Source organism: Nonomuraea sp. NPDC003201, assembly GCF_053590415.1.
Map to the genome: position 1 here is coordinate 1 of NZ_JBSFTC010000021.1, position 21,683 is coordinate 21,683.

Below are 21,683 nucleotides of genomic sequence, written 5' to 3' on the forward strand. Positions count from 1 at the left end.
AGCGCGGCGGCGGTCAGCGCGGCCGAGGCCGCGGCGATCCAGGTGTAGAGGACGGCCGTGCCGGGCACGCCGACGGCGAGCGCGGTCTCGTTCCGGGTGACCAGGGCGTACACCGATTGCCCGACCAGCCCGGCGAAGGCCACGCCGGCCAGCCCGCCGAACGCCGCCAGCGCCCGGCCCCTCAGCGCGCCCGCGACCAGCTGGATCAGACAGACGAGGGCGAACAGCGCGAAGGGCGCGGCCAGCCAGGGCGACTTCGAGATCTGGTACGGGGCGGCGGTCACGTGCAGGTCGCCCGGCTGCCCGGCGGCGTCGTCGACGCACGGCGAGGCCGTGCCGCCGGCCGGTGCGTCGAGGAACTCCACGATCTTGCGGCGGGCGCAGGGGCTGGTCAGGAAGACGGCGTGGGAGGCGCGGGGGAACTCCTCGAAGCGGGCACCGGGGAGGGCCTCGGCCGCGGGCCTGGTGGTCCTGGTGGGGGTGGTGGGGTCGTACTGGCCGCCCACCACGTACACGGGGGCCTTGGTGGTGGCGTTGACGGGCTTGGACTTGGGGAGCTGCCACGCATCACACACCGCCTTGTCCCCATTTACGGTGAAAAGTCGGGATTTGGTGGTGTATGTGTTGAACGGGACCTCGTCCTGGCACTGCACCGCGTGATACAGCCCGAACTCGTGCGACACCAGCCCCTCGCCCACCGCGTCGGCCAGCGCCCGCAGCAGCTCGTCATGGCCCTTCGCGAGCGCGCCGACCATGGCGGGCGCGACCGCCGCGAAGTCCGCCTCGTGCAGCGCCTCCGCCATGATCGTGGCCACGTCGTCACCGCTGATCCGCGCCTCGAACGCCTTGCCGAGCAGCGGGTCGGTCGTCGTCACCTGCGCGGGCGTGGCGTTCAGCCGGGCCGTCATGGCCTCGAACGCGTCCTTCATGTTCAGCCGCGCCGCCGTGTCGGCCAGGTTGCGGTCGGCGTCGTCGTACCAGTTGACGCTCTCCGGCAGGTACGAGTCCAGCACCACCGACCGCACGCCCTTGGGGTCCACGGCGGCCACGTCCATCATGACCCTGGTGGAGTAGCTGACGCCGAACAGGTTCCAGGAGTCGTACCCGAGCTTCTCCCGTAACGCGACCACGTCGGCCGCGATCTCCTTCGTGTTGTAGCCGCGCAGGTCGACGCCCTGCTCCTGGAGCCTCTTGCGGCAGCGGACGGCCGCCGCGCCGACGTCGGCGGGGGGCCGCCTGAGCTGCCCGAGCAGCGCCTCGGCCGTCTCGGGGCACCCCAGGACCGGCTCGGAGTACTTGCTGCCGCGCTGCTCGATCGTCACCACGTCGCGATCGGGGAACATCTGGCTCAGGAACCCCGTCAGCTGCATGGACGCCGACCCCGGTCCCCCGCTCATGTACACCACGGGGTCCGGCTTGCGGTCCTTGGCGGTGGAGGCGTGGACCGCGTACCCCACCTTGATCTTCCGCTCCGGCGCGTCCCTGCGCTCGGGGACCTCGAGAAAACCGCACGTCGTACGGGGTGGCATGGCGACCGGGCAGGCGCTCGGGCCGGCGTCCGACGGGGTCATGACGGGGGGCGTCATCAAAGCGAGGGCTAGCACGACCCGAATGATCACGGGACGAGACTACCGACAAGGCGCGGCGAACCGCCCATGCCCTTCGCGACATCAGGGGGCGGAATGACGGGCGGCTTTCCCGCCGGGCATAGCCTAAGTGCCGTGACCGAACCACTTGTTGCCAGGATGCGCGCCTTCGGCACGACGATTTTCGCGGAGATGAGCGCGCTCGCCGCCGAGACCGGATCCATCAACCTCGGCCAGGGCTTCCCCGACACCGACGGGCCCGCGGCCATGCTCGACCGCGCGGTCCAGGCGATCACCTCGGGCGCCAACCAGTACCCGCCGGGTCCTGGGGTCCTGGAGCTGCGCCGGGCGATCTCGGAACACCGCTCCGCCCACTACGACCTCTCCTACGATCCGGCGGGCGAGATCCTGGTCACGGTGGGGGCCACCGAGGCCGTCGCGTCGGCGGTGCTCGCGCTCTGCGAGCCGGGGGACGAGGTGATCGCCTTCGAGCCGTACTACGACTCGTACGCGGCCTCGATCGCGCTCGCCCAGGCCCGCCTGGTCGCCGTCACGATGCGCCCGGTGGACGGGCGCTTCACGTTCGACCCCGACGAGCTGCGCGCCGCCGTCACCCCGCGCACCCGCGTCATCCTCGTCAACTCGCCGCACAACCCCACCGGCACCGTCTTCACCCGCGCCGAGCTCGAGGTCATCGCCGAGCTCTGCCAGGAGCGCGGGCTGATCGCGGTGACCGACGAGGTGTACGAGCACCTGACGTTCGACGGGGTCGAGCACATCCCGCTGGCCACGCTGCCCGGCATGCGCGAGCGCACGGTGATGATCTCGTCCGCGGGCAAGACGTTCTCGGTCACCGGCTGGAAGACCGGCTGGATCTGCGCCCCTCCCGCCCTGGTCACGGCGGTGCAGACGGTCAAGCAGTTCCTCACGTTCACGTCGAGCGCGCCGTGGCAGATGGCGGTGGCGTACGGGCTGCGGCACGAGCTCGAGTGGGTGTCCGCGCTGCGCGCCGGTCTCCAGGACAAGCGCGACCGCCTCATGGAGGGCCTCGCGGCCGCCGGCTTCTCCGTCCTGCGGCCCTCCGGCACGTACTTCGTCCAGACCGACATCCGCCCCCTGGGCTTCACCGACGGCCTCGAACTCACCCGCCGCCTCCCGGACCTGGCCGGCGTGGTGGCCATCCCGACCCAGGTCTTCTACGACCACGCCGATCGGGGGCGGCACTTCGTCCGGTTCGCGTTCTGCAAGAAGGACGAGGTCATCGACGAGGCCGTGACCCGCCTCAAACGCCTCTCCATCTAACGGGAGTCATCGGGTCGGTGGCGAGGGGCGGAGGCCGTCGAAGACGATGGCGAGGGTCCTCGTCCGCAGGCCCTCGTCCCACCCGTTGTGCTGCGCGGCCAGACACGTGGCGCTCAACAACGCCAGCAACTCCGCCATCCCCACATCCCCCCGCACCGCCCCGGCGCCCTGCGCCCGCACCAGCAGCGTCTCGATGGCCCCCCGGATGTCCGGCATCCCGGCCTTGGCGTCGATCCCCGCCGCCGCCAGGGCGTCCACGAGCACCTTCTTGACGGTCGAATCCTCCACGATCATCGTGAAGTACTCGAAGAACGCCTCCCCGGCGTCCGGGGCCGTGGCCAGCTCGTCGGCCAGCGCGGCCAGCCGCGCCATCCGGTCGACGACGATCGCCTGGTAGAGGTCCTCCTTGGTGGGGAACTGGCGGTAGATCGTCCCCACCCCCACCCCGGCCAGCGAGGCGATCTCGCGCATCGACGCGGACAGCCCGTCCCTGGCCAGCACCACTTCGGCGGCCTCCAGCACCCGGGCGCGATTGCGTCGCGCGTCCGCACGCATCACAGAGAGCCCCTCCCTCGTTGACAACCGGAACCGTTGTTCCGTATGGTCAACATCCGGAACAACCATTCCGATTCTAGGGGGATTCCCTTGGACTACCTGAATCTCGGCCGTTCCGGCCTGCGCGTCTCCAGGGCCTGCCTGGGCACCATGAACTTCGGCACCGAGTACGGCCTGGCCGCCAGCGACGAGACCGAGGCGGGCCGGATCATCGACGCGTTCCTCGACGCGGGCGGCAACTTCATCGACACCGCCGACCTGTACCACCGAGGCGAGACCGAGGAGATCGTCGGCCGCGCGCTGAAGGGCAGGCGCGAGTGGGTCGTGCTGGCCACCAAGGGCGCCATGCCGGTGGGTACGGAGGGGCGCGGCCTGTCGCGGCGCCACCTCACCAGAGCCCTCGACGCCAGCCTGCGCCGGCTCGGCACCGACTATGTGGACCTCTACCAGTGCCACCAGTGGGACCCGGCGACGCCGATCGAGGAGACGATGGCCACGCTGGACGGGTTCGTCAGGGCGGGCAAGGTCCGCTACCTCGGCTGCTCCAACTTCACCGCGACCCAGCTCGTCGAGTCGCAGTGGGCCGCCGCCCGCGTGGGTGGCACGCCGTTCGTGAGCCTGCAGCCGCAGTACTCGCTCATCCAGCGGGTGATCGAGGCGGAGATCCTGCCGGCGTGCGAGCGGCACGGGATCGGCGCCGTCGTGTACGGGACGCTCGGCGGCGGCGTGCTGACCGGCCGCTACCGGCACGGCGAGGCCCCCGACCCCGACAGCCGCATGGGCAGGCTGCTCGGCCACTCCCTCCCCGGCGCGAACCGTTGGGCCCGCTCGCTGCTCAACGACCGCAATCTGGACATCGCCGACGAACTCGTCAAGGTCGCGGCCGAACTCGGCGCCGCACCGGCGGCGGTGGCCCTGGCCTGGGTGGCGCGGCGGCCCGGGGTGACCTCGGTGCTGATCGGCCCGCGATCGGTGGAGCAGCTGCGGGAGAACCTGGCGGCGTTCGACCTCGACCTCCCGGAGGAGGCGGCGGCCCGGCTGGACGAGATCTCCCACCACGACCTCGGCCCCATGGACGGCTCGTTCTTCCACCTCGTCCCCCGCTGAGCCTCCCGCGTTCAAGTCAAACGGAGAGTAGCGAATGGTAAACTGACTGTCGTGGTATCGCTGTGATACCGCCCTCGACCTACGATGAGGGCATGGCTATGACCCTTCGCCTGACCGACGAGCAGACCGAGGCCCTCCGCGAGCGCGCCGAGTTCGAGGGGCGCAGCATGCAGCAGGTGGCTCTGCGCGCGATCGACTATTACCTCGAGCACGTCTCCGACGACGAGCTCACCGACGCGCTCGCGGAGAAGGGCGCCCGGCGCTTCGCCGATCTGTTGCGGAGGCTGGGGGAGTGACCCGTTACGTCACCCTCGAGCAGGGGCTGCGCATTGCCCGCGCTGCCGTGGGCGGCGCCATCCAGGTGCGTGACCTCGGGCTTCTGGAGGCGGCGCTGCTCCGGCCGGCGACTTCCCTGTTCGGCCAGGACGCCTATCCCGATCCGTTCGTGAAAGCCGCGGCCCTGCTCCATTCGATCGTCACCAACCGCCCTCTCGTGGATGGCAGCAAACGAGCGGGTTGGCTGACGATGTATGTCTTTCTCGCGAAGAACGGGATCGAGCTCGATCCGGCCGACGACGATGCCTATGACTTCGTCGTCGCCGTCGCGGCCGGCAAGCTCACCGAGGTCGATGAGATCGCCGACGTCCTGCGCACGTTCACGACCCGGCCCTGACCGACGGCCCGCCCCGGGTCAGCGGCGGCTGGTCTCGTCGTGGGGCTCGTCCAACGGGGTGAGCGTGTCCGTGGCCGCCTCGTGCTCCATCCCGGTCGCCTGCAGCAGGTCCACGACCACCGAACGCAGCTGCGCGATGATCACGTGCGCCGAGAAGCCGAGCCCGTCGGGCCGTTCCCGGGCCGCCACCGCCAGCAGCGCCTGGCGCGCCAGCGTCGGCTCCCGGCCGGCCCCGAGCTCCAGTTGCAGCAGCAGCGCCGCCTCCGAGACCTCGCGCAGGGCCTCGGCCAGGGAGGTGGGCGGCGGGCTGGCCTCCCCGAGCGAGGCGAGGGTGCGCCTGCTCAGCACCCGGGCGTTCCGCAGCGCCAGATCCACCGGCACGGCGGCCGTCTCGTAGCGCGCCAGCCTGGCCTTCCGGTGCCAGTGCAGCGGCGAGAGCATCGTGATCTCCTTGGCGGTCTCCAGCGCGTGCTCGAACTCCGCCACCGCCTCCTGCGTGTTCCGCGCCTCCTCCAGCGCCTCCGCCGCCAGCTCCACGTCCCGCTTCTCGATCGCCTCCGCCGCTCGTTCCAGCACCGTGGACAGCGCGTCGAGCACCCCGGACAGGTGCTTGGCCGCGATCGTGAACGGGCTGGCGGGCAGCAGCGCGACCGCCATGACCCCGACGATGCCCCCGGTGAGCGCGTCGGCCATCCGGTCCAGCCCGCCGGCCCCGTCGCCGGGCACCAGGGTGGCCACCAGCACGGCCGACGACCCGGCCTGCGCGACGAACAGCGCCCCGCTGTTCAGCAGCACCGCGACGGCCATCGCCAGCGCCACCACGAGCGCGATCTGCCAGGCGCCCGAGCCGATCCAGGACACCAGCAGGTCGCCGACGCCCACCCCGAGGCTGACGCCGATCACCAGCTCGGCCACCCTGCGCAGCCGCTGCCCCAGCCCGACGCCCACGCAGATCAGCACCGAGATCGGCGCGAAGAACGGGCGGGGGTGGCCGAGCAGCTCCATGGCGATGATCCAGGCCAGTGCGGCGCCCACCGCGCACTGCGCGATGGAGGGGGCCATGAGGCCGAACGTGCCCAGTCGTTCCTTCACATGATCGCTGAGCCTGGTTCGCACCCCTCTACCTTAAGGCGGATCTATATGACATTGAGGTCACGTTTGCCCCAGCTACGTCCTTTTCGTCGGGCGTTGTGGGGATTTTTCGGAGCTTGGGGGATCGCTCTCCGCGCCGGGGTCGGGCGAGTCGGTTGATGGCTCGTCGGGGTGGACGTCCAGCGGCGGCAGGGTCGCGACCGCCTCGTCCCGATCGATGCCGGTCGCCTGGAGGAGGTCCACGATGATGGACCTGAGCTGGGCGGTCATCACGTCCGCCGAGAAGCCCCACCGCTCCGCGCCCTGCCGCGAGGCCACCGACAGGATCGCCCGGCGCGCCCTTTCCGGCGAGCGACCGGCGGCGAGGTCGTCCCGCAGCATGAGTGTCGCGTCGGCCAGGTCGCGCAGCTCGTCCGGCAGCCGGGGCGGGAGGGCGCCGGGGCCGTCGAGTGCCACGATGGCCCGCCTGGCCAGCACCCTGGCGTTTCTGAGCGCGTGATCGAGTGGCACGGCCGCTTGCTCGTACCCGTCCAGGAAGGGGCGGCGGTGGCGGTGGAGCGGCGAGATGGTGGCGATCTCCTTGCTCGTCTCCAGCGCCTGCCTGAACTCCTCCACGTTCTTGTGGCTGCCGCGCGCCTCCTCCAGCGCGTCGGCGGCCACGCGCGCGTCGCGGTTCTCGATGGCCTCGGCGATCTGCCGCAACGCGTCGGCCAGCGCGCCGAACGTCCCCTTCGCGTGCCTCCTCGCCAGCGCCGCCGGGCTGGTGGGCAGCAGGGCGACGGCCGCGAGCCCCATGAGCCCGCCGACCAGGGCGTCGACCATCCTGTCGAACCCGCCGCTGCCGCTCGGCGGCAGGAGCGTGGCGACGAGCACGGCCGAGGAGCCCGCCTGGAGGACGATCAGCGAACCGCTGTCGAGCAGCACCGCCACGGCCATGGCCAGCGCCACCACCAGCGCGATCTGCCAGGCGCCCAAACCGATCCGCGACACCAGCAGGTCGCCGACGCCGACGCCGAGGGTGACCCCGACGACCAGCTCAACCACCCGCCGCAGCCGCTGGCCCAGCGCCACGCCGATGCAGACCACGACGGCGATGGGCGCGAAGAACGGGCGGCTGTGGCCCAGCAGATTCTTGGCCACGAGCCAGGCGATCGCGGCTCCGATCGCGCACTGGCCGATCGTGGGGGCCATCAGCCTCAGTCTGCCCAGACGCTGATGTACGTGCATGTCAACCACGCCCCTACCCTGCCGTGCATACGTGACACCGGGGTTACGGCGTGATGAGCTGCGGCCCGTCAGCCGTCCAGAAAGGTGTCCACCGCCTGCAGGAACCGGCTGCGGGCCGTGGTGTGGATCAGGTGCCCGACGTCGATCGTGACCAGCCGCGCCCCCGGGATCCGCGCCGCCACCTCCCCGGCGCCGACGGGGCTCCGCTCCCCGCCGCTCAACACCAGCGTCGGCGCCGTGATCGTGCCGAGCCCCTCCAGCCAGGCGGGATCGGGGCCGGTCAGCTGCCGTTCCGTGTCGTGCATCATGCGCCAGTCGAACCCGGTCGAATCGTCCTCGACGATCGGCGGACGGTTCTTGAAGGGGAGCGGCGGCGGCGCGTCCTCGAGCACGAGCCGCTCGACCCGGTCCGGGTGGTTCATGGCCGCGTGGTACACCACCACGCCTCCGAGCGAGTGCCCGACCAGCGTGGCGCGCCCGATGCCCAGGTGGTCGAGCAGCGCGACGACGTCCTCGGCCATCTCCGGCACCTCGTACGGGCCCTGGTAGTCGCTGACCCCGTGCCCGCGCAGGTCGGGGGCGATGACGTGGTAGCGCGCCGCGAAGTGCTGGGTGATGCCGTTCCAGTCGTTGTGGTTGGCGGTCCGGCCGTGGATGAGCAGGAGCGGGGGAGCGGTGGGGTCGCCTTCCTCCCGGTACACGAGCTTGATCCCGTTGACGTGTGCTTCGCGAATCACACCGGCGACCATACCGCCCGGCGTCCGGCGTGCCCCCCGGCCTGTGGCGCTGAGCGCACCTTGACATCGTCGGCGGGCTTCATGGGCAGACATTGACCATGAACCCCGCTGACCGGCTCGGATAGCGTCGCGAGGGCGGGGAGGACCGGTAACGGAGAAGGGGCGTCATATGCCGGACCCGATTGAAGTACGCAAGGTGCCGATCGAGAGCGTCACCGACGCCTCCGGTCTCGCCCGGCTCATCGCCGACGGGGTGATCGAGGCGCGCCGGGTGCTCGCCGTCGTCGGCAAGACCGAGGGCAACGGCGGCGTGAACGACTACACGCGCATCCTGGCCGACCGGGCCTTCCGCGAGGTGCTGGCGGAGCACGGGCATCCGGCGCCGGAGAGCGTGCCGCTGGTGTGGTCGGGCGGCACGGACGGCGTGCTCAGCCCGCACGCCACCATCTTCGCCACCACGGCCGACGCGCCCCCGTCCGACGAGCCGCGGCTGTCGGTGGGCGTGGCGATGAGCGAGGTGATCCTGCCCGAGGACATCGGCAGGCCCGCCATGGTGGAGAAGGTCGCGGCGGGCGTACGCGAGGCCATGAAGATCGCCGGCATCGACGACCCGCGCGACGTCCACTACGTACAGACCAAGACGCCGCTGCTCACCCTGGCCACCATCACCGACGCCAAGAGCCGCGGCCAGGACACCGCCATCGAGGAGACCGGCCCCTCCATGGACCTGTCCAACTCGACCACCGCCCTCGGCATCGCCGTCGCCCTCGGCGAGATCGACATGCCGAGCGCCGACCAGATCCACAAGGACCTGTCGCTGTACTCGTCCGTGGCCTCGTGCTCGTCCGGGGTGGAGCTGGACCGGGCGCAGATCGTGCTGGTGGGGAACGTACGCGGGATCGGCGGCCGATACCGCGTCGGCCACAGCGTCATGAAGGACGCCCTGGACGCCGACGGCATCTGGGAGGCCATCAGGGACTCGGGGCTGTCGCTGCCGGAGCGCCCGCACCCGTCGGACCTCGGGGGGCGGCTGGTGAACGTGTTCATGAAGTGCGAGGCCGACCCGTCGGGCCGGGTTCGCGGACGGCGCAACATCATGCTGGACGATTCGGACGTGCACTGGCACCGGCAGATCAAGGCGACGGTGGGCGGGGTGGCGGCCTCGGTCACGGGCGACCCGGCGGTGTTCGTCTCGGTGGCGGCCGTGCACCAGGGTCCCTCGGGCGGCGGCCCGGTGGCGGCCATCGCCGACCTGGGATAGACGCCCAGGGGCCTGGGGGTCGGGGCAGGGCCGGGGGGACCCGGGCTCAGGGCAGGGGCGGGAGCTCGCGCTCAGGGCCAGGGGAGGGCGGTGAGCGCGAGCCATTCCTCGGTCCACCGGGCCACCGGTCCACCTTGGCCTCGTACACGTGCCTGGGTCGCGAGCGCGCTCCGCCTCGAGTGTTCACTTCCGGTGGCCAGCCGGGTGGTGGCCTCGCCCAATGTCACGGTGGGAAGGGACGCGGGCTGCTGCGGAAATGACTCGACGAGCTTGGTGCGCGCCGCCGACATGCCGCCCTCGGGGCGGAAGAACGGGATTATGACAGGTATTGCCGCGATCCCGGCAGTGATCGCCACCCAGAGCGCCGGCCCCCTCAGGTTGCTCGCCACGATGAGCAGTGCGATCAGGACGGCGCCGGCCCCGATAATCCATTGCAAGCGGCTCAATAATCGGATCACCGCTTTGCGTGTGGCGCCTGTTCTGCATGTGACGCCAGTCTGCCGTGTGGCGGTACGCCAAGGGGGCGGTACGCCAAGGGGGCGGTACGGCCGAAACCGCGTTCACCGGCCGGGTACGAGGTATGGAGGGAAGCATGCGGATGACCATGCCGACCCAGGCGGTCCTCCGAGCTCTTCTTCGCGGCCCCGGGACCGAGTGCTCCGGGCTTGAGGTTTGCGCGCTGACGGAGCTGCCGAGCGGGACGGTCTACCCGATCCTGGCCAGACTGGAGCACATCGGCTGGGTGGAGAGCCGGTGGGAGGAACCGGAGACGCACGTCGCGGAGGGCCGTCCGCGCCGCCGCTACTACCGGATCACCCCGGACGGCGCGGAACAGGCGCGTGACGCCGTCGCGCGGGCGTACCGGGCGCGCAGGCAGCAGGTGCCCGGCTGGCTGAACCGCCCGGGCCCGGCCGAAGGCGACGGGTCGTGAACGCCTCGTTCGACCTCCCGCTACGCTCCGGGGCAGGCTGCGGGGGCAGGGGCGGGCGCGGGTAGTCTCGGGGGCTGTGCCGAGCATCCCGCGACCTCTCGATCCCGACGACGACGGCGGCGCCGCGCCCGCCGTGGCCGCCGCCCTGGCCTCCTATCAGGCGGGCACCGCCGACGCCGCCGACGTGCTGAACGCCCTCAGCGGGGCCAGGCTGCTGGTGCCCGTCGTGGCGCTGCTGACCGAGAGCGAGGTCGGCGCGCACGGGCTGCGGCAGGAGAAGGAGAGCGAGATGGCGCTGCCCAAGCTCGTCGGGGCGGACGGCAGGGAGGCGGTGCTCGCGTTCACCGGCAGCCAGGCGCTGGCCCGATGGCGGCCCGACGCCCGGCCGATCCAGGCCACGGCGTTGCAGGTGTGCCGGGCTGCGGTGCAGGAGAAGGCGGCGGCGGTCGTGGTGGACGTGGCGGGGCCGGTGCAGTTCGTGATCGAGGGGGCGGTGCTGGAGGCGCTGGCGGCCGTCGAGTCGGGGACGGTCGATCGGCTCGACGGTGTGGCCGTCGCCAAGGTGGAGCCCGTCCGGCGCCGCCGGTGGTTCTCCAGAAAGGGCTGATGACGTACGCCCCGCGGGGCCGACCGCCGATCGGCGGAGCCGTGCCGGGCGTGGGGTCAGTCCGGCCGAGGCGGGCCGATGGCGTCTGCCGTGCCGGGCACGGGTCGTCCGCCCGCTGAGGGCCGATGGCCGGGCGCGTGTCGTCCGCCTGCGGAGGGTTGATGGGCATGCGGCAAAGCCGTAGCAGGTGGATGGATACGGCCCCGCGTGGGCGGGGCGGCGCATTAAGGTCGGCTCGTGGTCGCACTCATGGCGCTCGCCGGGCTGATCTGCGGACGCCACATCCGCGGGCTGGCCGACTCCTACGACGAGGGCCCGGTCCACTACGACCTGGGCGCGGTGATCCAGCGACCCGGCCCGGGCGTCGAGCTGGTGACCGCCGCCGTGGCCGCGCTGGTCGCCTGGCGGTTCGGGCTGCCGTACGTGCCTTTCGCCCTCATCGGCACCGCGCTGGCGGTCGTCGACTGGCGTACCAGCCTGCTGCCCGACGCGATCACGCTCCCGGCGTACCCGATCATGGCCCTGGCCCTGGCGCCGACGGGAGAGCTGCCCAGGGCGCTGGCCGGCGGGGTGGCGCTGACGGCCCTGTACGGGCTGCTCTGGTTCATCAGGCCGGAGGCGATGGGGCTGGGGGACGTCAAGCTGGCCGGGCTCATCGGGATGGCCGCCGCGGCGCTGAGCTGGCAGGCGTGGATCGTCGCGGCCTTCGGCGGCCAGCTGCTCGGCGCCCTCTACGGCCTGGCGCTCCTGCTGTCCAGGCGCGGGACGAGGCACACCCAGTTCCCGTTCGGGCCGTTCATGCTGCTGGGCGCGTTCACGACACTCTGTCTCGGCTGGTGAACGCGGGACATCTCACTAGGCAGCACATGGAAGACTTGTACGCATGTTGCGCTGGTTGACCGCCGGAGAGTCCCACGGCCCCGAACTCGTCGCCATCCTCGAAGGCCTGCCGGCCGGGGTGGAGGTGACCACGGCCGCCATCGACGAGGCCCTGCGCCGCCGCAGGCTCGGTTATGGCCGGGGTGCCCGGATGAAGTTCGAGCAGGACCAGGTGACGATCGTGGGCGGCGTCCGCCACGGCCGCACGATGGGGAGCCCGGTCGCGATCCGGATCGGAAACACCGAGTGGCCCAAGTGGGAGAAGGTCATGGCGGCCGACCCGGTCGACCCGGCCGAGCTGGAGGGCCTCGCGCGCAACGCGCCCCGGTCCCGGCCGCGTCCCGGCCACGCCGACCTCGCGGGCATGCAGAAGTACGGGTTCGACGACGCCAGGCAGGTGCTCGACCGGGCCAGCGCCCGCGAGACGGCCGCCCGCGTCGCGCTCGGCGAGGTCGCCAGGCGCTTCCTCAAGCAGGCGCTGGGCGTCGACATCGTCAGCCACGTCACCGAGATCGGCGGCGCGAAGAGCCCGGCGGAAACCCTGCCCGGCCCCGGCGAGCTGGCCAGGATCGACGAGGACCCGGTGCGCTGCTCCGACGCCGAGGGCAGCGCGGCCATGATCGCCGTGATCGACAAGGCCCACAAGGACGGCGACACGCTCGGCGGCGTCGTCGAGGTCCTCGCGTACGGCCTGCCGCCCGGCCTGGGCAGCTACACCCACTGGGACCGCAGGCTCGACTCCAGGCTCGCGGGCGCGCTCATGGGCATCCAGGCGATCAAGGGCGTGGCGGTCGGTGACGGCTTCGAGACCGCGCGCAGGCCCGGCTCCCAGGCCCACGACGAGATCGAATACACCGCCGAAGACGGCGTGCGCCGCATCACCAACCGCGCGGGCGGCGTCGAGGGCGGCATGACGAACGGCGAGATCCTGCGTGTCAGCGCCGCCATGAAGCCGATCTCCACCGTCCCCAGGGCGCTGGCCACGATCGACGTCAAGACCGGTGAGGCGGCCAAGGCTCACCACGAGCGCTCCGACGTGTGCGCCGTGCCGGCCGCCGGCATCGTGGCCGAGGCCATGGTCGCGCTGGTGCTGGCCGACGCGGCCCTCGAGAAGTTCGGTGGCGACTCCGTCGAGGAGGTCGCCCGCAACCTGTCCGGCTACCTGTCTTCAATGGTGATCAAATGAGCAGGGTTGTATTGATCGGTCCCCCCGGGTCCGGTAAGACGACGCTCGGGCAGTTGCTCGCCGAGCGGCTCGGCGTCGGCTTCCGCGACACCGACGCCGACGTGGAGGCCGTCGCCGGCAAGCCCGTCTCCGACATCTTCGTCGAGGACGGCGAGGCTCGCTTCCGCGAGCTGGAGCACGAGGCCGTGCGCCGCGCCCTGGCCGAGCACGACGGGATCCTGTCGCTCGGCGGCGGTGCCGTGCTCAACGAGGAGACGCAGGCGCTGCTGGCGGGCCACCACGTCGTCTACCTGCAGGTGGGGCTGGCGGACGCGGTCCAGCGGGTGGGGCTCGCCTCGGCCCGGCCGCTGCTCGTGCTCAACCCGCGCAGCCAGCTGAAGAAGCTGATGGAGGAGCGGCGGCCGGTCTACGAGCGGCTGGCGGTGGCGACCGTGGTCACGGACAAGCGGGAGCCTGAGGAGCTCGCCGACGAGATCATCAAGGGGCTGCCCGCATGAGTGCCACGAGGATCAACGTACGCGGTGACAGCCCGTACGACGTGGTGGTCGGCACCGGGGTGCTGGCCGAGCTGACCACGCTGCTCAAGCCCGGCGTGCGCACGGTCGCCGTCATCCACCCGGAGACCCTGCCGGAGATCTCGGGCCCGGTCGGCGAGGTGCTGCGCGAGGCCGGCTACGAGGTCGTCGAGCTGCCCGTGCCCGACGGCGAGGCGGCCAAGACCGTGGAGGTGGCCGCCGGGCTCTGGTCGGCGCTCGGCCGCAGCGGCGTGACCCGTTCCGACGCCGTGGTGGGCGTGGGCGGGGGCGCGACGACCGACCTGGCCGGGTTTGTGGCGGGCACGTGGCTGCGCGGCGTACAGGTCGTGCTCGTGCCCACGACGCTGCTCGCCATGGTCGACGCGGCCGTCGGCGGCAAGAACGGCATCGACACGCCCGAGGGCAAGAACCTCGTGGGCACGTTCCTGCCGCCCGCCGGGGTGCTGTGCGAGCTGTCCACGCTGGCGAGCATGCCGAGGCGCGACTACGTGGCCGGCCTGGCCGAGATCATCAAGGGCGGGTTCATCGCCGACCCGGAGATCCTCAGGCTGGTCGAGGCCGACCCGGAGGCCGCCACGAGGCCCGACGGCCCCCACACCCGCGAGCTGATCGAGCGCAAGATCCAGGTCAAGGCCGACGTCGTGGGCGCCGACCTGCGCGAGGCCGGCCTGCGCGAGATCCTCAACTACGGCCACACCCTCGCCCACGCCATCGAACGCGAGGAGCACTACGCCATCCGCCACGGCGAGGCCGTCGCCATCGGCATGGTCTACGCCGCCGAGCTGTCGAAGCTCGCCGGCCGCGCCGACCTGGTCGAACGCACCAGATCCATCCTCACGAGCGTCGGCCTGCCCACCGCCTACCGCGCCGACGCCTGGAAGTCCCTGCGCGACCACATGCGGCTGGACAAGAAGAACCGCGGCGCCAAGCAGCGGTTCGTCGTGCTCGACGGCCTGGCCGAGCCGGGCCGGCTCGAAGGCCCCTCGGAAGAGCTGCTCGAAGCCGCCTACAAGGAGATCTCCGCATGATCCTCGTGCTCAACGGGCCCAACCTGGGCAGGCTCGGCACCCGCGAGCCCGACATCTACGGGGCCGAGACGTTCGAGGACCTCGCCACGCTCTGCCGCGACACCGGCAGGAAGCTCGGCGAGCACGTCGAGGTGCGCCAGACCAACGACGAGGCCGAGCTGATCGGCTGGATCCACGAGGCCGCCGACGGCCGCATCCCGGTCGTGCTCAACCCGGCCGCCTTCACCCACTACTCCTACGCCCTGCGCGACGCGATCGCCATGCGTACGGCACCGCTCGTCGAGGTTCACATCTCCAACCCGGCCACCAGGGAAGAGTTTCGCCACAACTCCGTCGTGGCCGGGGTGGCGACGGGCACCATCGCGGGCTTCGGACTACAGTCATACGTCCTTGCGCTGCACGCTATCGCGGAGATGAACACCACCTCATGAGGCACTACAAGTCCTTCGTCGCCCTCGGCGACAGCTTCACGGAAGGACTGAACGACCCCGGCCAGAACGGTCACTACCGTGGCTGGGCCGACCGGGTGGCCGAACGGCTCGCCGCCGACGAACCCGGCTTCCGCTACGCCAACCTGGCCGTGCGCGGGAAGCTGCTCGACCAGATCGTCGCCGAGCAGGTGCCGGTGGCCGTCGAGATGGCCCCCGACCTGGTCAGCCTCTGCGCCGGGGGCAACGACCTGCTCAGGCCGGGCACCGACCCCGACGTGATGGCCAAGAAGCTCGCCCGCGCCGTGCGCGAGCTGCGGGCCGGGGGCTCGGACGTGCTGCTGTTCACGGGGGTGGACCCGCGCGACACGCCGCTGATGCGGCGCCTGCGCGGCCGCTTCGCGGTCTTCTACCTGCACGTGCGCTCCATCGCCGACCTCTACGGGTGCCGGCTGGTGGATCAGTGGTCGATGCAGGGGCTGCGCGACTGGCGGGCGTGGAGCGCGGACCGGCTGCACATGAACGAGGACGGGCACCGGCTGGTGGCGGCGCGGGTGCTCGACGTGCTGGGGGTGCCGTTCGAGGACTGGCGCAAGGACTGGCCGTCCCGCACGGTCGACCCCCGGGCGCGGCGGCGCGAGGACGCCCAATGGATCCGCGAGCACCTCGTCCCCTGGATGTCCCGCCGCCTGCGCGGCGTCTCCTCCGGCGACGGGCTCTCTCCCAAGCGTCCTGACCTTACTGCTTTCTAGTTTTCTTTTTACGGCTGGGCACGGGCAGGCCACCCGCCGCACTTTGGCTGACGGAGCGGCGAGCCTGGGGCGGAGAGCGGCAGCTTGCGTGACCAGCGGAGCCTCGTGCGAGCGCGACCATGAGCAGGGCCTTCCAGGAAACGGCCGCTGACCCTTCACCGGCTGAGCGCCGTCACGGTGCGCACGTTTGACCGGCTGGGTGCCGAAAAGCCGGACCGGCTCCGGGCTTCCCCCGTTCCCGCCGCCCGCGTTCAGGCGGGCGGGGCAGGTCAGGTGGGGGATTCGGACGCGAGGCGCTTCAGCGCCGCGCGGGGGATGGCCGGGTCGGTGGTGCGCCAGAACGGGGGCAGGGAGCCCAGCAGGAAGCCGCTGTAGCGGGCCGTGGCCAGCCGCGGGTCCAGGACGGCGATGACGCCCTTGTCGTCCTGGGCGCGCAGGAGGCGGCCGGCGCCCTGGGCGAGGAGGAGGGCGGCGTGGTTGGCCGCGACCGCCATGAAGCCGTTGCCGCCCCTGGCCGCCACGTGGCGCTGCCGGGCCGACGTCAGCGGGTCGTCCGGGCGCGGGAACGGCACCCGGTCGATGATGACCAGCCGCAGCGAGGGCCCCGGCACGTCCACGCCCTGCCACAGCGACAGCGTGCCGAACAGGCACGTGGGCTCGTCCTCGGCGAACTGCTTGACCAGCAGCATCGTCGAGTCGTCCCCCTGGCACAGCAGCGGCACGTCCAGCCGCTCGCGCAGCGCCTCCGTGGCGGCCTTGGCGGCGCGCATCGAGGAGAACAGGCCCAGCGTGCGCCCCCCGGCCGCCTCGATCAGCTCGACGATCTCGTCCAGGTACTGCTGCGGCAGCCCGTCGCGGCCGGGCTGGGGGAGGTGCTTGGCGACGTACAGGATGCCCGCGCGGGGGTGGTCGAACGGCGAGCCGACGTCGATGCCCTGCCAGCCCTTGCCGTCGCCGAGCCCCCACTGCGCGGCCAGCGCGTCGAACGTGCCGCCCAGGGCCAGGGTGGCGGAGGTGAGGATCACGGTGCGCTCGCCGAACAGCTTGTCGCGCAGCATGCCGCTCACCGTCAGCGGCGCGACCCGCAGCGTGGGCGGGCGCCGGTCGGTGCCCCCGTCGAGCCAGACCACCTCGGCGCGGTCGGACTCCGAGGCGTGGCCGTACGCCTCCAGCATGCGCACCGCCGTGTCGTGCACCTCGTCCAGCACCGAGAACGCGGCCTTGCGCTGCCCCGCCTTGTCGGGGTCGTCCTTGTCGGCGCCGCGCGGCCCCATGGCCGTGACGCAGCGCGCGGCCGAGTCGCGCACCAGCGCCAGCGTCAGGCCGAGCACCTGCGGCAGCTCGTCGATGCGCCCGGGCGGCGCGGCGGCCAGCAGCGCCTTGAGGTCTTCGCCCGCCTCCATGAGCTGGTCGGCGATCGCCTGCTCGATCAGCCTGCCCACCCGCCGCACCGCCAGCGCCACGGTCAGCTCCGACAGCTCGCCGGTCACCACCGAGGTCACCCGGTCGACCAGCTCGTGGGCCTCGTCAACGACCACGACCTCGTGTTCGGGCAGCACCGGCAGGTCGCCCATGGCGTCGATGGCCAGCAGCGCGTGGTTGGTCACCACGACGTCCACCTCGCCCGCCCGCGCCCTGGCCATCTCGGCGAAGCACTCGGCCCCGCTCGGGCAGCGGCTGGCACCGAGGCACTCCTGCGCGCTCACGGAGAACTGCCGCCACGCCTGCTCGCTCACCCCGGGCACGAGCTCGTCGCGGTCGCCGGTCTCGGTCTCGTCGGCCCACTCCTGGATGCGCTGCACCATGCGGCCGGTCGCGCTCACCTCGCGGGGGTCGAAGAGCTGGTCCTGCTCGTCCTCCTCGGGCCAGCCCGCCGTCGCCTTGTAGCGGCACAGGTAGTTGCGGCGGCCCTTCAGGATCGCGAACGTCGGCTCGTGCGGCAGCTCCTTGCCCAGCGTCTCGGCCAGCCGGGGCAGGTCGCGGTCGACGAGCTGGCGCTGCAGCGCGATCGTGGCCGTGGAGACCACGACGGGCGAGTCGCTGTCCATCGCGTGGCGGATCGACGGCACCAGGTACGCCAGCGACTTCCCGGTGCCCGTGCCGGCCTGGACCGCCAGGTGTTCCTCACCGTCGATGGCCTGTTGCACGGCCTGGACCATGGTCAGCTGGCCCTGCCGTTCGCTCCCTCCGAGAGCGTTTACCGCGACCATGAGTAGTTCGTCCGCAGACGGGAGATGGGAGTCCGGCACGGCAGTAAACGCTACCCGCATTCCAGGGTCGCCGTGCCGAACGCGGTGTGATCGGCCAGATGCATCCCGGCGTTCCCGGACCCTCGCGGCGACGCCCGTGGCACACTGGGCGGTCGGGACTCCGACGGGTCAGAGAAGGCCTTCACACAGAGTGATCAAAGGGGTTCCCGGTGTAGATGGGAAGGCCGGTTCAAGAGGGTTTTCCGGGGTTGAGTGGACGGGAAAAGGCTGGTTAAAGCAGTATGTCTGCCATGTCGGAAGTTGTCCCGTTGCCGTCGTTCGGCGAAGTGTTCTTCGATGCGCGAGGTCAGGAGCGGTGTCTCCGCGTCACGTGGCATGAGGGCACGCTGGTCCTGAGCCTGTGGCGCGGCGAGATGTGCACCGCGAGCTTCCGCATGCCGATGGAGGACGTCGGGCGCCTGCTCGACACTCTCGACGAGGGTTTCGCCGAGGCCACGGGCGAGCAGCCCGCCGTGCCCGCGCACGACCCGGGCACGGAGGTCATGCCCGGCACCGGCCAGTACCAGCGGCCGACCCCGCCCGTCCAGCAGCCGCCGCAGCACCAGCCCGAGGAACGGCCCACGGCCGCCCTGTCGCCCAACGACGTCCTCGTGGCCAGGGGCGCCCCTTCGGCCCGCCAGGACAAGCTGGTCGCCTCGTACGGCGAGACCACAGCCCCCAGGGACACCATGCCCCCGGCGTACGGGGAGGCGCCCAGGGACGCCTACGGCGAGGCTCCGAGGGACGCCTACGGCGAGCGGGCCCCCTTCACCGGCCCCCAGTACGTGGAGACGACGGCCCCGCAGCAGCGCTACACCGGCGACCCGCTCAGCGGCCCGCAGTACACCGGCGACCCCTTCAGCGGGCCCCAGTACACCGGCGATCCCCTCAGCGGTCCGCAGTACGGCGGCGACCCGCTCAGCGGTCCGCAGTACACCGGTGACGCCTACAGCGGCCCGCAGTACGCCGCCGAGCCGCAGCAGTACGGCGGCCCCGCCGCCCAGGCCGACCCCTTCATGGGTCCCCAGTACATCGACAACGAGCCCGTCTACCAGATGCCCGGCGACCAGCGCCGCCCGGCGCCGCTGAGCACCGACCCGCTCGGCTTCCCTTCCCAGGCGGCCGCGCCCCACCAGCCGGCCCCTCCTCAGCCGCCCCAGCACCGGCCCGATCTTTATCAGAACGACCCGTACCAGAACGACCCCTACCCGGCCGATCCCTACGCCTACCAGCAGCAGCAACCGCCGCCGCCGCCACCGCAGCAGCAGGCTCCGGCCGCCGCGGGCCTGGGGACCCCCATGCACGGCATCCCGGGCGCGGGCCGGCGCCGTCCCGCCCCGCAGCCCGTCCGCGACGACTACGCCGCCTACCAGCAGAGTCCCGCGCCGAACCCGGTGGACCCGCTGATGTCCATGGGCCGCCAGGAGCACCAGCAGCCCGACGCGCTGTCCCGCCCGTACGTCGTGGACCCCATGTTCTCCACGGGCGAGCGCCTGCGGCCCGGCGAGCAGCCGGACTACCACGAGCGGAGCGACCGCAGGGAGTGGTGACACGCCGGGTCCGGGGGCCAGGTACGCTCCTCCCGTGAACCCGACCATGGGCCTGCAGCTGCTGCTGGTGGCGGGCGGCGCCATCGGCGTCGCGGCCGTCGCCCGGCGCAAGGGCTGGCCCGCCCCCCTCCTGCTGGTGGCCGCCGGCCTGCTGGTGTCGCCGCTGGTGCCGGCCGTGCCGCTGCAGCCGGAGCTCGTGCTGTACGTCTTCCTGCCGCCGCTGCTCTACTCCGCCGCGTTCGACAGCTCCTACCTGCGCCTGCGTGACGTCAAGCGGGCCGTGGCCCTGCTGTCGATCGGGCTCGTGCTGTTCACCACCGCCGCCGTCGGGCTGGTCGTCCACCTGCTGCTGCCCGAGCTTCCGCTCGCGCTGGCGTTCGCGCTGGGCGCGATCATCGCGCCGCCCGACGCCGTGGCCGCCGTCGCGGTCGGCCGCCGGCTGGGCCTGCCGCGCAGGGCGCTGACGATCCTGGTCGGCGAGAGCCTGTTCAACGACGCCACGGCGCTGACGCTCTACCGGGTCGCCGTCGGGGCCGCGCTGGGCGGCACCTTCGACATGTGGCACGGCCTCGGCGACTTCGCGCTCGCCGCGGCGGGCGGCGTGGCGATCGGGCTGGTGGTGGCGTTCGTGATGGCCTGGCTGTTCAGGCACACGCGCGACTCCCTGGTCGAGAACACGCTGATGCTGCTGATCCCGTTCGCCACCTACCTCGCGGCGGAGAGCGTGCATGCCTCGGGCGTGATCGCGGTCGTGATCGTCGGCCTCTATCTGGGCAACCGCATGCACCTGCAGGGCTTCGGCACCCGGCTGGTGTCCGACGCCGTGTGGAAGGTCACCGACTTCTTCCTGGAGGCGGTGGTGTTCGCCCTGATCGGGCTGCAGCTCACGACCGTCATCCAGGGCATCTCCGGCTACGACCCGTGGGCGGTCGCGGGCTACGCCGCCGCCGTGCTGGCGGTGACGATCGGCAGCCGGTTCGTGTGGCTGTTCGTGGTGACGCGCCTGATGAAGCTCCTGCGCAGGAGCAACGTGCCCACCGGCCCGCAGACGGTGATCCTCGGCTGGGCCGGCATGCGCGGCGTGGTGTCGCTGGCGGCGGCCTTCGCCATCCCGCCGGACATCCCCGCGCGGGACCGCGCGATGCTGCTGTTCCTGACGTTCACGACCGTGATCGGCACGCTGCTCATCCAGGGCACCACGTTCCCGGCGCTGATCAAGCGGCTGCGCGTGTCGAGCGAGCAGGAGCAGTACGAAGACCGCCTGGCCGAGGCGGCGGCCCAGCAGGCCGCGCTGGAGGCCGGCCTGGAGGAGCTCACGCGCCTCATCGCCGAGCAGGGCGAGCCCGACGAGATCCAGAAGCAGGTCATCGACCAGCTCAGGGAGAAGTCCTGGCGCCGCTCGCTGAGCGCCTGGGAACGGCTGGGCGGCGGCACGGGGCAGGGTGGCGCGGAGACCCCCAGCGCCCTCTACCGGCGCCTGCGCCGTGACATGCTCCAGGCCGAGCGGCAGGTCTTCGTCCGGCTGCGCGACGAACGCCGCCTCGACGATGAGGTGATGCGCGACGTGATGGCGCAGCTCGACTTCGAGGAGGCGATCCTGGAGCGCTAGCCGGGAAGAGCCGCGCCGCTCAGCCCATCGCGCTGTCGACGAAGCACCAGCGCCAGTCCTCACCGCGTTCGTAGGACTGGATCACCGGGTGGGCCGTCTCGTGGAAGTGCTGGGTGGCGTGCTTGGCCGGCGAGGAGTCGCAGCACCCGATGTGACCGCACTCCAGACAGCGCCGCAGGTGCACCCAGCGGCCCCCGACGGCGAGGCACTCCTCGCAGCCCTCCGGCGTCCTCGGGGCCGGATCGTCCGCTTGGGAAAGATGCTCGCAAATTGCCATAGAAGAAATCCTATGACCAGCAGCACGATCAAATTTCGCCCGCCCCCCTTGTCGGCCGCCGGGCAAGCGTGGACATTGTGCTCATCAGGGAGTGACATAGGCCACACCATC

General features: G+C 71.8%; 23 protein-coding genes. 15 read left to right on the forward strand and 8 right to left on the reverse strand.

Annotated features, from left to right (window positions below):
- On the reverse strand, positions 1 to 1,586 hold a 1,586-nt coding region (locus ACWDX9_RS11335; RefSeq protein ID WP_449951878.1), incomplete at its 3' end, for an alpha/beta hydrolase.
- A gap of 135 nt (positions 1,587 to 1,721) precedes the next feature.
- Between ACWDX9_RS11335 and ACWDX9_RS11340 the strand changes: the two genes are divergently transcribed.
- Positions 1,722 to 2,888 (forward strand): pyridoxal phosphate-dependent aminotransferase, encoded by a 1,167-nt coding sequence (locus tag ACWDX9_RS11340; RefSeq protein WP_449951881.1) that lies wholly within the window; start codon positions 1,722 to 1,724, stop codon positions 2,886 to 2,888.
- A gap of 6 nt (positions 2,889 to 2,894) precedes the next feature.
- Here the strand turns inward: ACWDX9_RS11340 and ACWDX9_RS11345 are convergent, their stop codons facing one another.
- On the reverse strand, positions 2,895 to 3,443 hold the full coding sequence (locus tag ACWDX9_RS11345) for a TetR/AcrR family transcriptional regulator (RefSeq protein ID WP_355195186.1): 549 nt from the start codon (positions 3,441 to 3,443) through the stop codon (positions 2,895 to 2,897).
- A 90-nt stretch (positions 3,444 to 3,533) separates the two neighbouring features.
- Here ACWDX9_RS11345 and ACWDX9_RS11350 point away from each other — a divergent pair, with 90 nt between their 5' ends.
- The 3 genes from ACWDX9_RS11350 (at position 3,534) to ACWDX9_RS11360 (ending at position 5,223) form a co-directional block, all read left to right on the forward strand.
- A complete protein-coding gene (locus tag ACWDX9_RS11350; RefSeq protein ID WP_449951884.1) occupies positions 3,534 to 4,550 on the forward strand; it encodes an aldo/keto reductase in 1,017 nt (338 codons plus the stop codon).
- Positions 4,551 to 4,642: 92 nt separating this feature from the next.
- Positions 4,643 to 4,846, forward strand: coding sequence for a CopG family transcriptional regulator (locus tag ACWDX9_RS11355; protein ID WP_449951887.1), 204 nt, complete (start codon positions 4,643 to 4,645; stop codon positions 4,844 to 4,846).
- Positions 4,843 to 5,223: a type II toxin-antitoxin system death-on-curing family toxin gene (locus tag ACWDX9_RS11360; RefSeq protein ID WP_449951889.1), complete on the forward strand. Its 381-nt coding sequence runs from the start codon at positions 4,843 to 4,845 to the stop codon at positions 5,221 to 5,223. Before ACWDX9_RS11355 ends, ACWDX9_RS11360 begins: the two co-directional genes overlap by 4 nt.
- Positions 5,224 to 5,241: 18 nt before the next feature.
- Here the strand turns inward: ACWDX9_RS11360 and ACWDX9_RS11365 are convergent, their stop codons facing one another.
- The 3 genes from ACWDX9_RS11365 to ACWDX9_RS11375 all read right to left on the reverse strand — a co-directional run bounded on the left by ACWDX9_RS11365 (position 5,242) and on the right by ACWDX9_RS11375 (position 8,279).
- On the reverse strand, positions 5,242 to 6,339 hold the full coding sequence (locus ACWDX9_RS11365; RefSeq protein ID WP_449951892.1) for an FUSC family protein: 1,098 nt from the start codon (positions 6,337 to 6,339) through the stop codon (positions 5,242 to 5,244).
- Between the two features lie 51 nt (positions 6,340 to 6,390).
- Positions 6,391 to 7,506 carry an FUSC family protein gene (locus tag ACWDX9_RS11370; protein ID WP_449951895.1) on the reverse strand — a complete coding sequence of 372 codons (1,116 nt, stop codon included), beginning with the start codon at positions 7,504 to 7,506 and terminating at the stop codon, positions 6,391 to 6,393.
- Between the two features lie 104 nt (positions 7,507 to 7,610).
- Positions 7,611 to 8,279 carry an alpha/beta fold hydrolase gene (locus ACWDX9_RS11375; protein ID WP_449951898.1) on the reverse strand — a complete coding sequence of 223 codons (669 nt, stop codon included), beginning with the start codon at positions 8,277 to 8,279 and terminating at the stop codon, positions 7,611 to 7,613.
- A gap of 169 nt (positions 8,280 to 8,448) precedes the next feature.
- On the opposite strand from ACWDX9_RS11375, the gene bar reads away from it, so the two are divergent.
- Positions 8,449 to 9,540 (forward strand): barbiturase, encoded by a 1,092-nt coding sequence (gene bar / locus ACWDX9_RS11380; protein ID WP_449951901.1) that lies wholly within the window; start codon positions 8,449 to 8,451, stop codon positions 9,538 to 9,540.
- Positions 9,541 to 9,611: 71 nt separating this feature from the next.
- Here the strand turns inward: bar and ACWDX9_RS11385 are convergent, their stop codons facing one another.
- Positions 9,612 to 9,998, reverse strand: a complete 387-nt coding sequence (locus ACWDX9_RS11385; protein ID WP_449951904.1) for a hypothetical protein — start codon at positions 9,996 to 9,998, stop codon at positions 9,612 to 9,614.
- Between the two features lie 134 nt (positions 9,999 to 10,132).
- On the opposite strand from ACWDX9_RS11385, the gene ACWDX9_RS11390 reads away from it, so the two are divergent.
- The 8 genes from ACWDX9_RS11390 (at position 10,133) to ACWDX9_RS11425 (ending at position 15,887) form a co-directional block, all read left to right on the forward strand.
- Positions 10,133 to 10,471, forward strand: coding sequence for a PadR family transcriptional regulator (locus ACWDX9_RS11390; protein WP_449951907.1), 339 nt, complete (start codon positions 10,133 to 10,135; stop codon positions 10,469 to 10,471).
- Positions 10,472 to 10,547: 76 nt separating this feature from the next.
- On the forward strand, positions 10,548 to 11,078 hold the full coding sequence (locus tag ACWDX9_RS11395; protein ID WP_449951911.1) for an SseB family protein: 531 nt from the start codon (positions 10,548 to 10,550) through the stop codon (positions 11,076 to 11,078).
- A 237-nt stretch (positions 11,079 to 11,315) separates the two neighbouring features.
- The gene (locus ACWDX9_RS11400; RefSeq protein ID WP_449951914.1) at positions 11,316 to 11,918 is read left to right on the forward strand and encodes a prepilin peptidase; all 603 of its coding nucleotides are present in this window, start codon (positions 11,316 to 11,318) and stop codon (positions 11,916 to 11,918) included.
- Between the two features lie 43 nt (positions 11,919 to 11,961).
- Positions 11,962 to 13,143 carry a chorismate synthase gene (aroC, locus tag ACWDX9_RS11405; protein ID WP_350722492.1) on the forward strand — a complete coding sequence of 394 codons (1,182 nt, stop codon included), beginning with the start codon at positions 11,962 to 11,964 and terminating at the stop codon, positions 13,141 to 13,143.
- Entirely contained in the window at positions 13,140 to 13,640 is a 501-nt protein-coding gene (locus tag ACWDX9_RS11410) for a shikimate kinase (RefSeq protein ID WP_350722490.1), read from the forward strand. Before aroC ends, ACWDX9_RS11410 begins: the two co-directional genes overlap by 4 nt.
- Positions 13,637 to 14,707 (forward strand): 3-dehydroquinate synthase, encoded by a 1,071-nt coding sequence (gene aroB / locus ACWDX9_RS11415; protein ID WP_449951916.1) that lies wholly within the window; start codon positions 13,637 to 13,639, stop codon positions 14,705 to 14,707. Before ACWDX9_RS11410 ends, aroB begins: the two co-directional genes overlap by 4 nt.
- Positions 14,704 to 15,138 carry a type II 3-dehydroquinate dehydratase gene (gene aroQ, locus ACWDX9_RS11420; RefSeq protein WP_350722486.1) on the forward strand — a complete coding sequence of 145 codons (435 nt, stop codon included), beginning with the start codon at positions 14,704 to 14,706 and terminating at the stop codon, positions 15,136 to 15,138. The genes aroB and aroQ overlap by 4 nt, the downstream gene beginning before the upstream one ends.
- A complete protein-coding gene (locus ACWDX9_RS11425) occupies positions 15,135 to 15,887 on the forward strand; it encodes an SGNH/GDSL hydrolase family protein (RefSeq protein ID WP_449951921.1) in 753 nt (250 codons plus the stop codon). The genes aroQ and ACWDX9_RS11425 overlap by 4 nt, the downstream gene beginning before the upstream one ends.
- Before the next feature lie 269 nt (positions 15,888 to 16,156).
- On the opposite strand, the gene ACWDX9_RS11430 is transcribed toward ACWDX9_RS11425, so the two are convergent.
- On the reverse strand, positions 16,157 to 18,157 hold the full coding sequence (locus ACWDX9_RS11430; RefSeq protein WP_363965617.1) for an ATP-dependent DNA helicase: 2,001 nt from the start codon (positions 18,155 to 18,157) through the stop codon (positions 16,157 to 16,159).
- A gap of 230 nt (positions 18,158 to 18,387) precedes the next feature.
- On the opposite strand from ACWDX9_RS11430, the gene ACWDX9_RS11435 reads away from it, so the two are divergent.
- The gene (locus ACWDX9_RS11435) at positions 18,388 to 19,686 is read left to right on the forward strand and encodes a hypothetical protein (RefSeq protein WP_449951925.1); all 1,299 of its coding nucleotides are present in this window, start codon (positions 18,388 to 18,390) and stop codon (positions 19,684 to 19,686) included.
- A gap of 34 nt (positions 19,687 to 19,720) precedes the next feature.
- Positions 19,721 to 21,295 (forward strand): Na+/H+ antiporter, encoded by a 1,575-nt coding sequence (locus ACWDX9_RS11440; protein WP_449951928.1) that lies wholly within the window; start codon positions 19,721 to 19,723, stop codon positions 21,293 to 21,295.
- Positions 21,296 to 21,314: 19 nt separating this feature from the next.
- On the opposite strand, the gene ACWDX9_RS11445 is transcribed toward ACWDX9_RS11440, so the two are convergent.
- A complete protein-coding gene (locus tag ACWDX9_RS11445; RefSeq protein ID WP_449951931.1) occupies positions 21,315 to 21,572 on the reverse strand; it encodes a UBP-type zinc finger domain-containing protein in 258 nt (85 codons plus the stop codon).
- Positions 21,573 to 21,683: the final 111 nt, after the last annotated feature.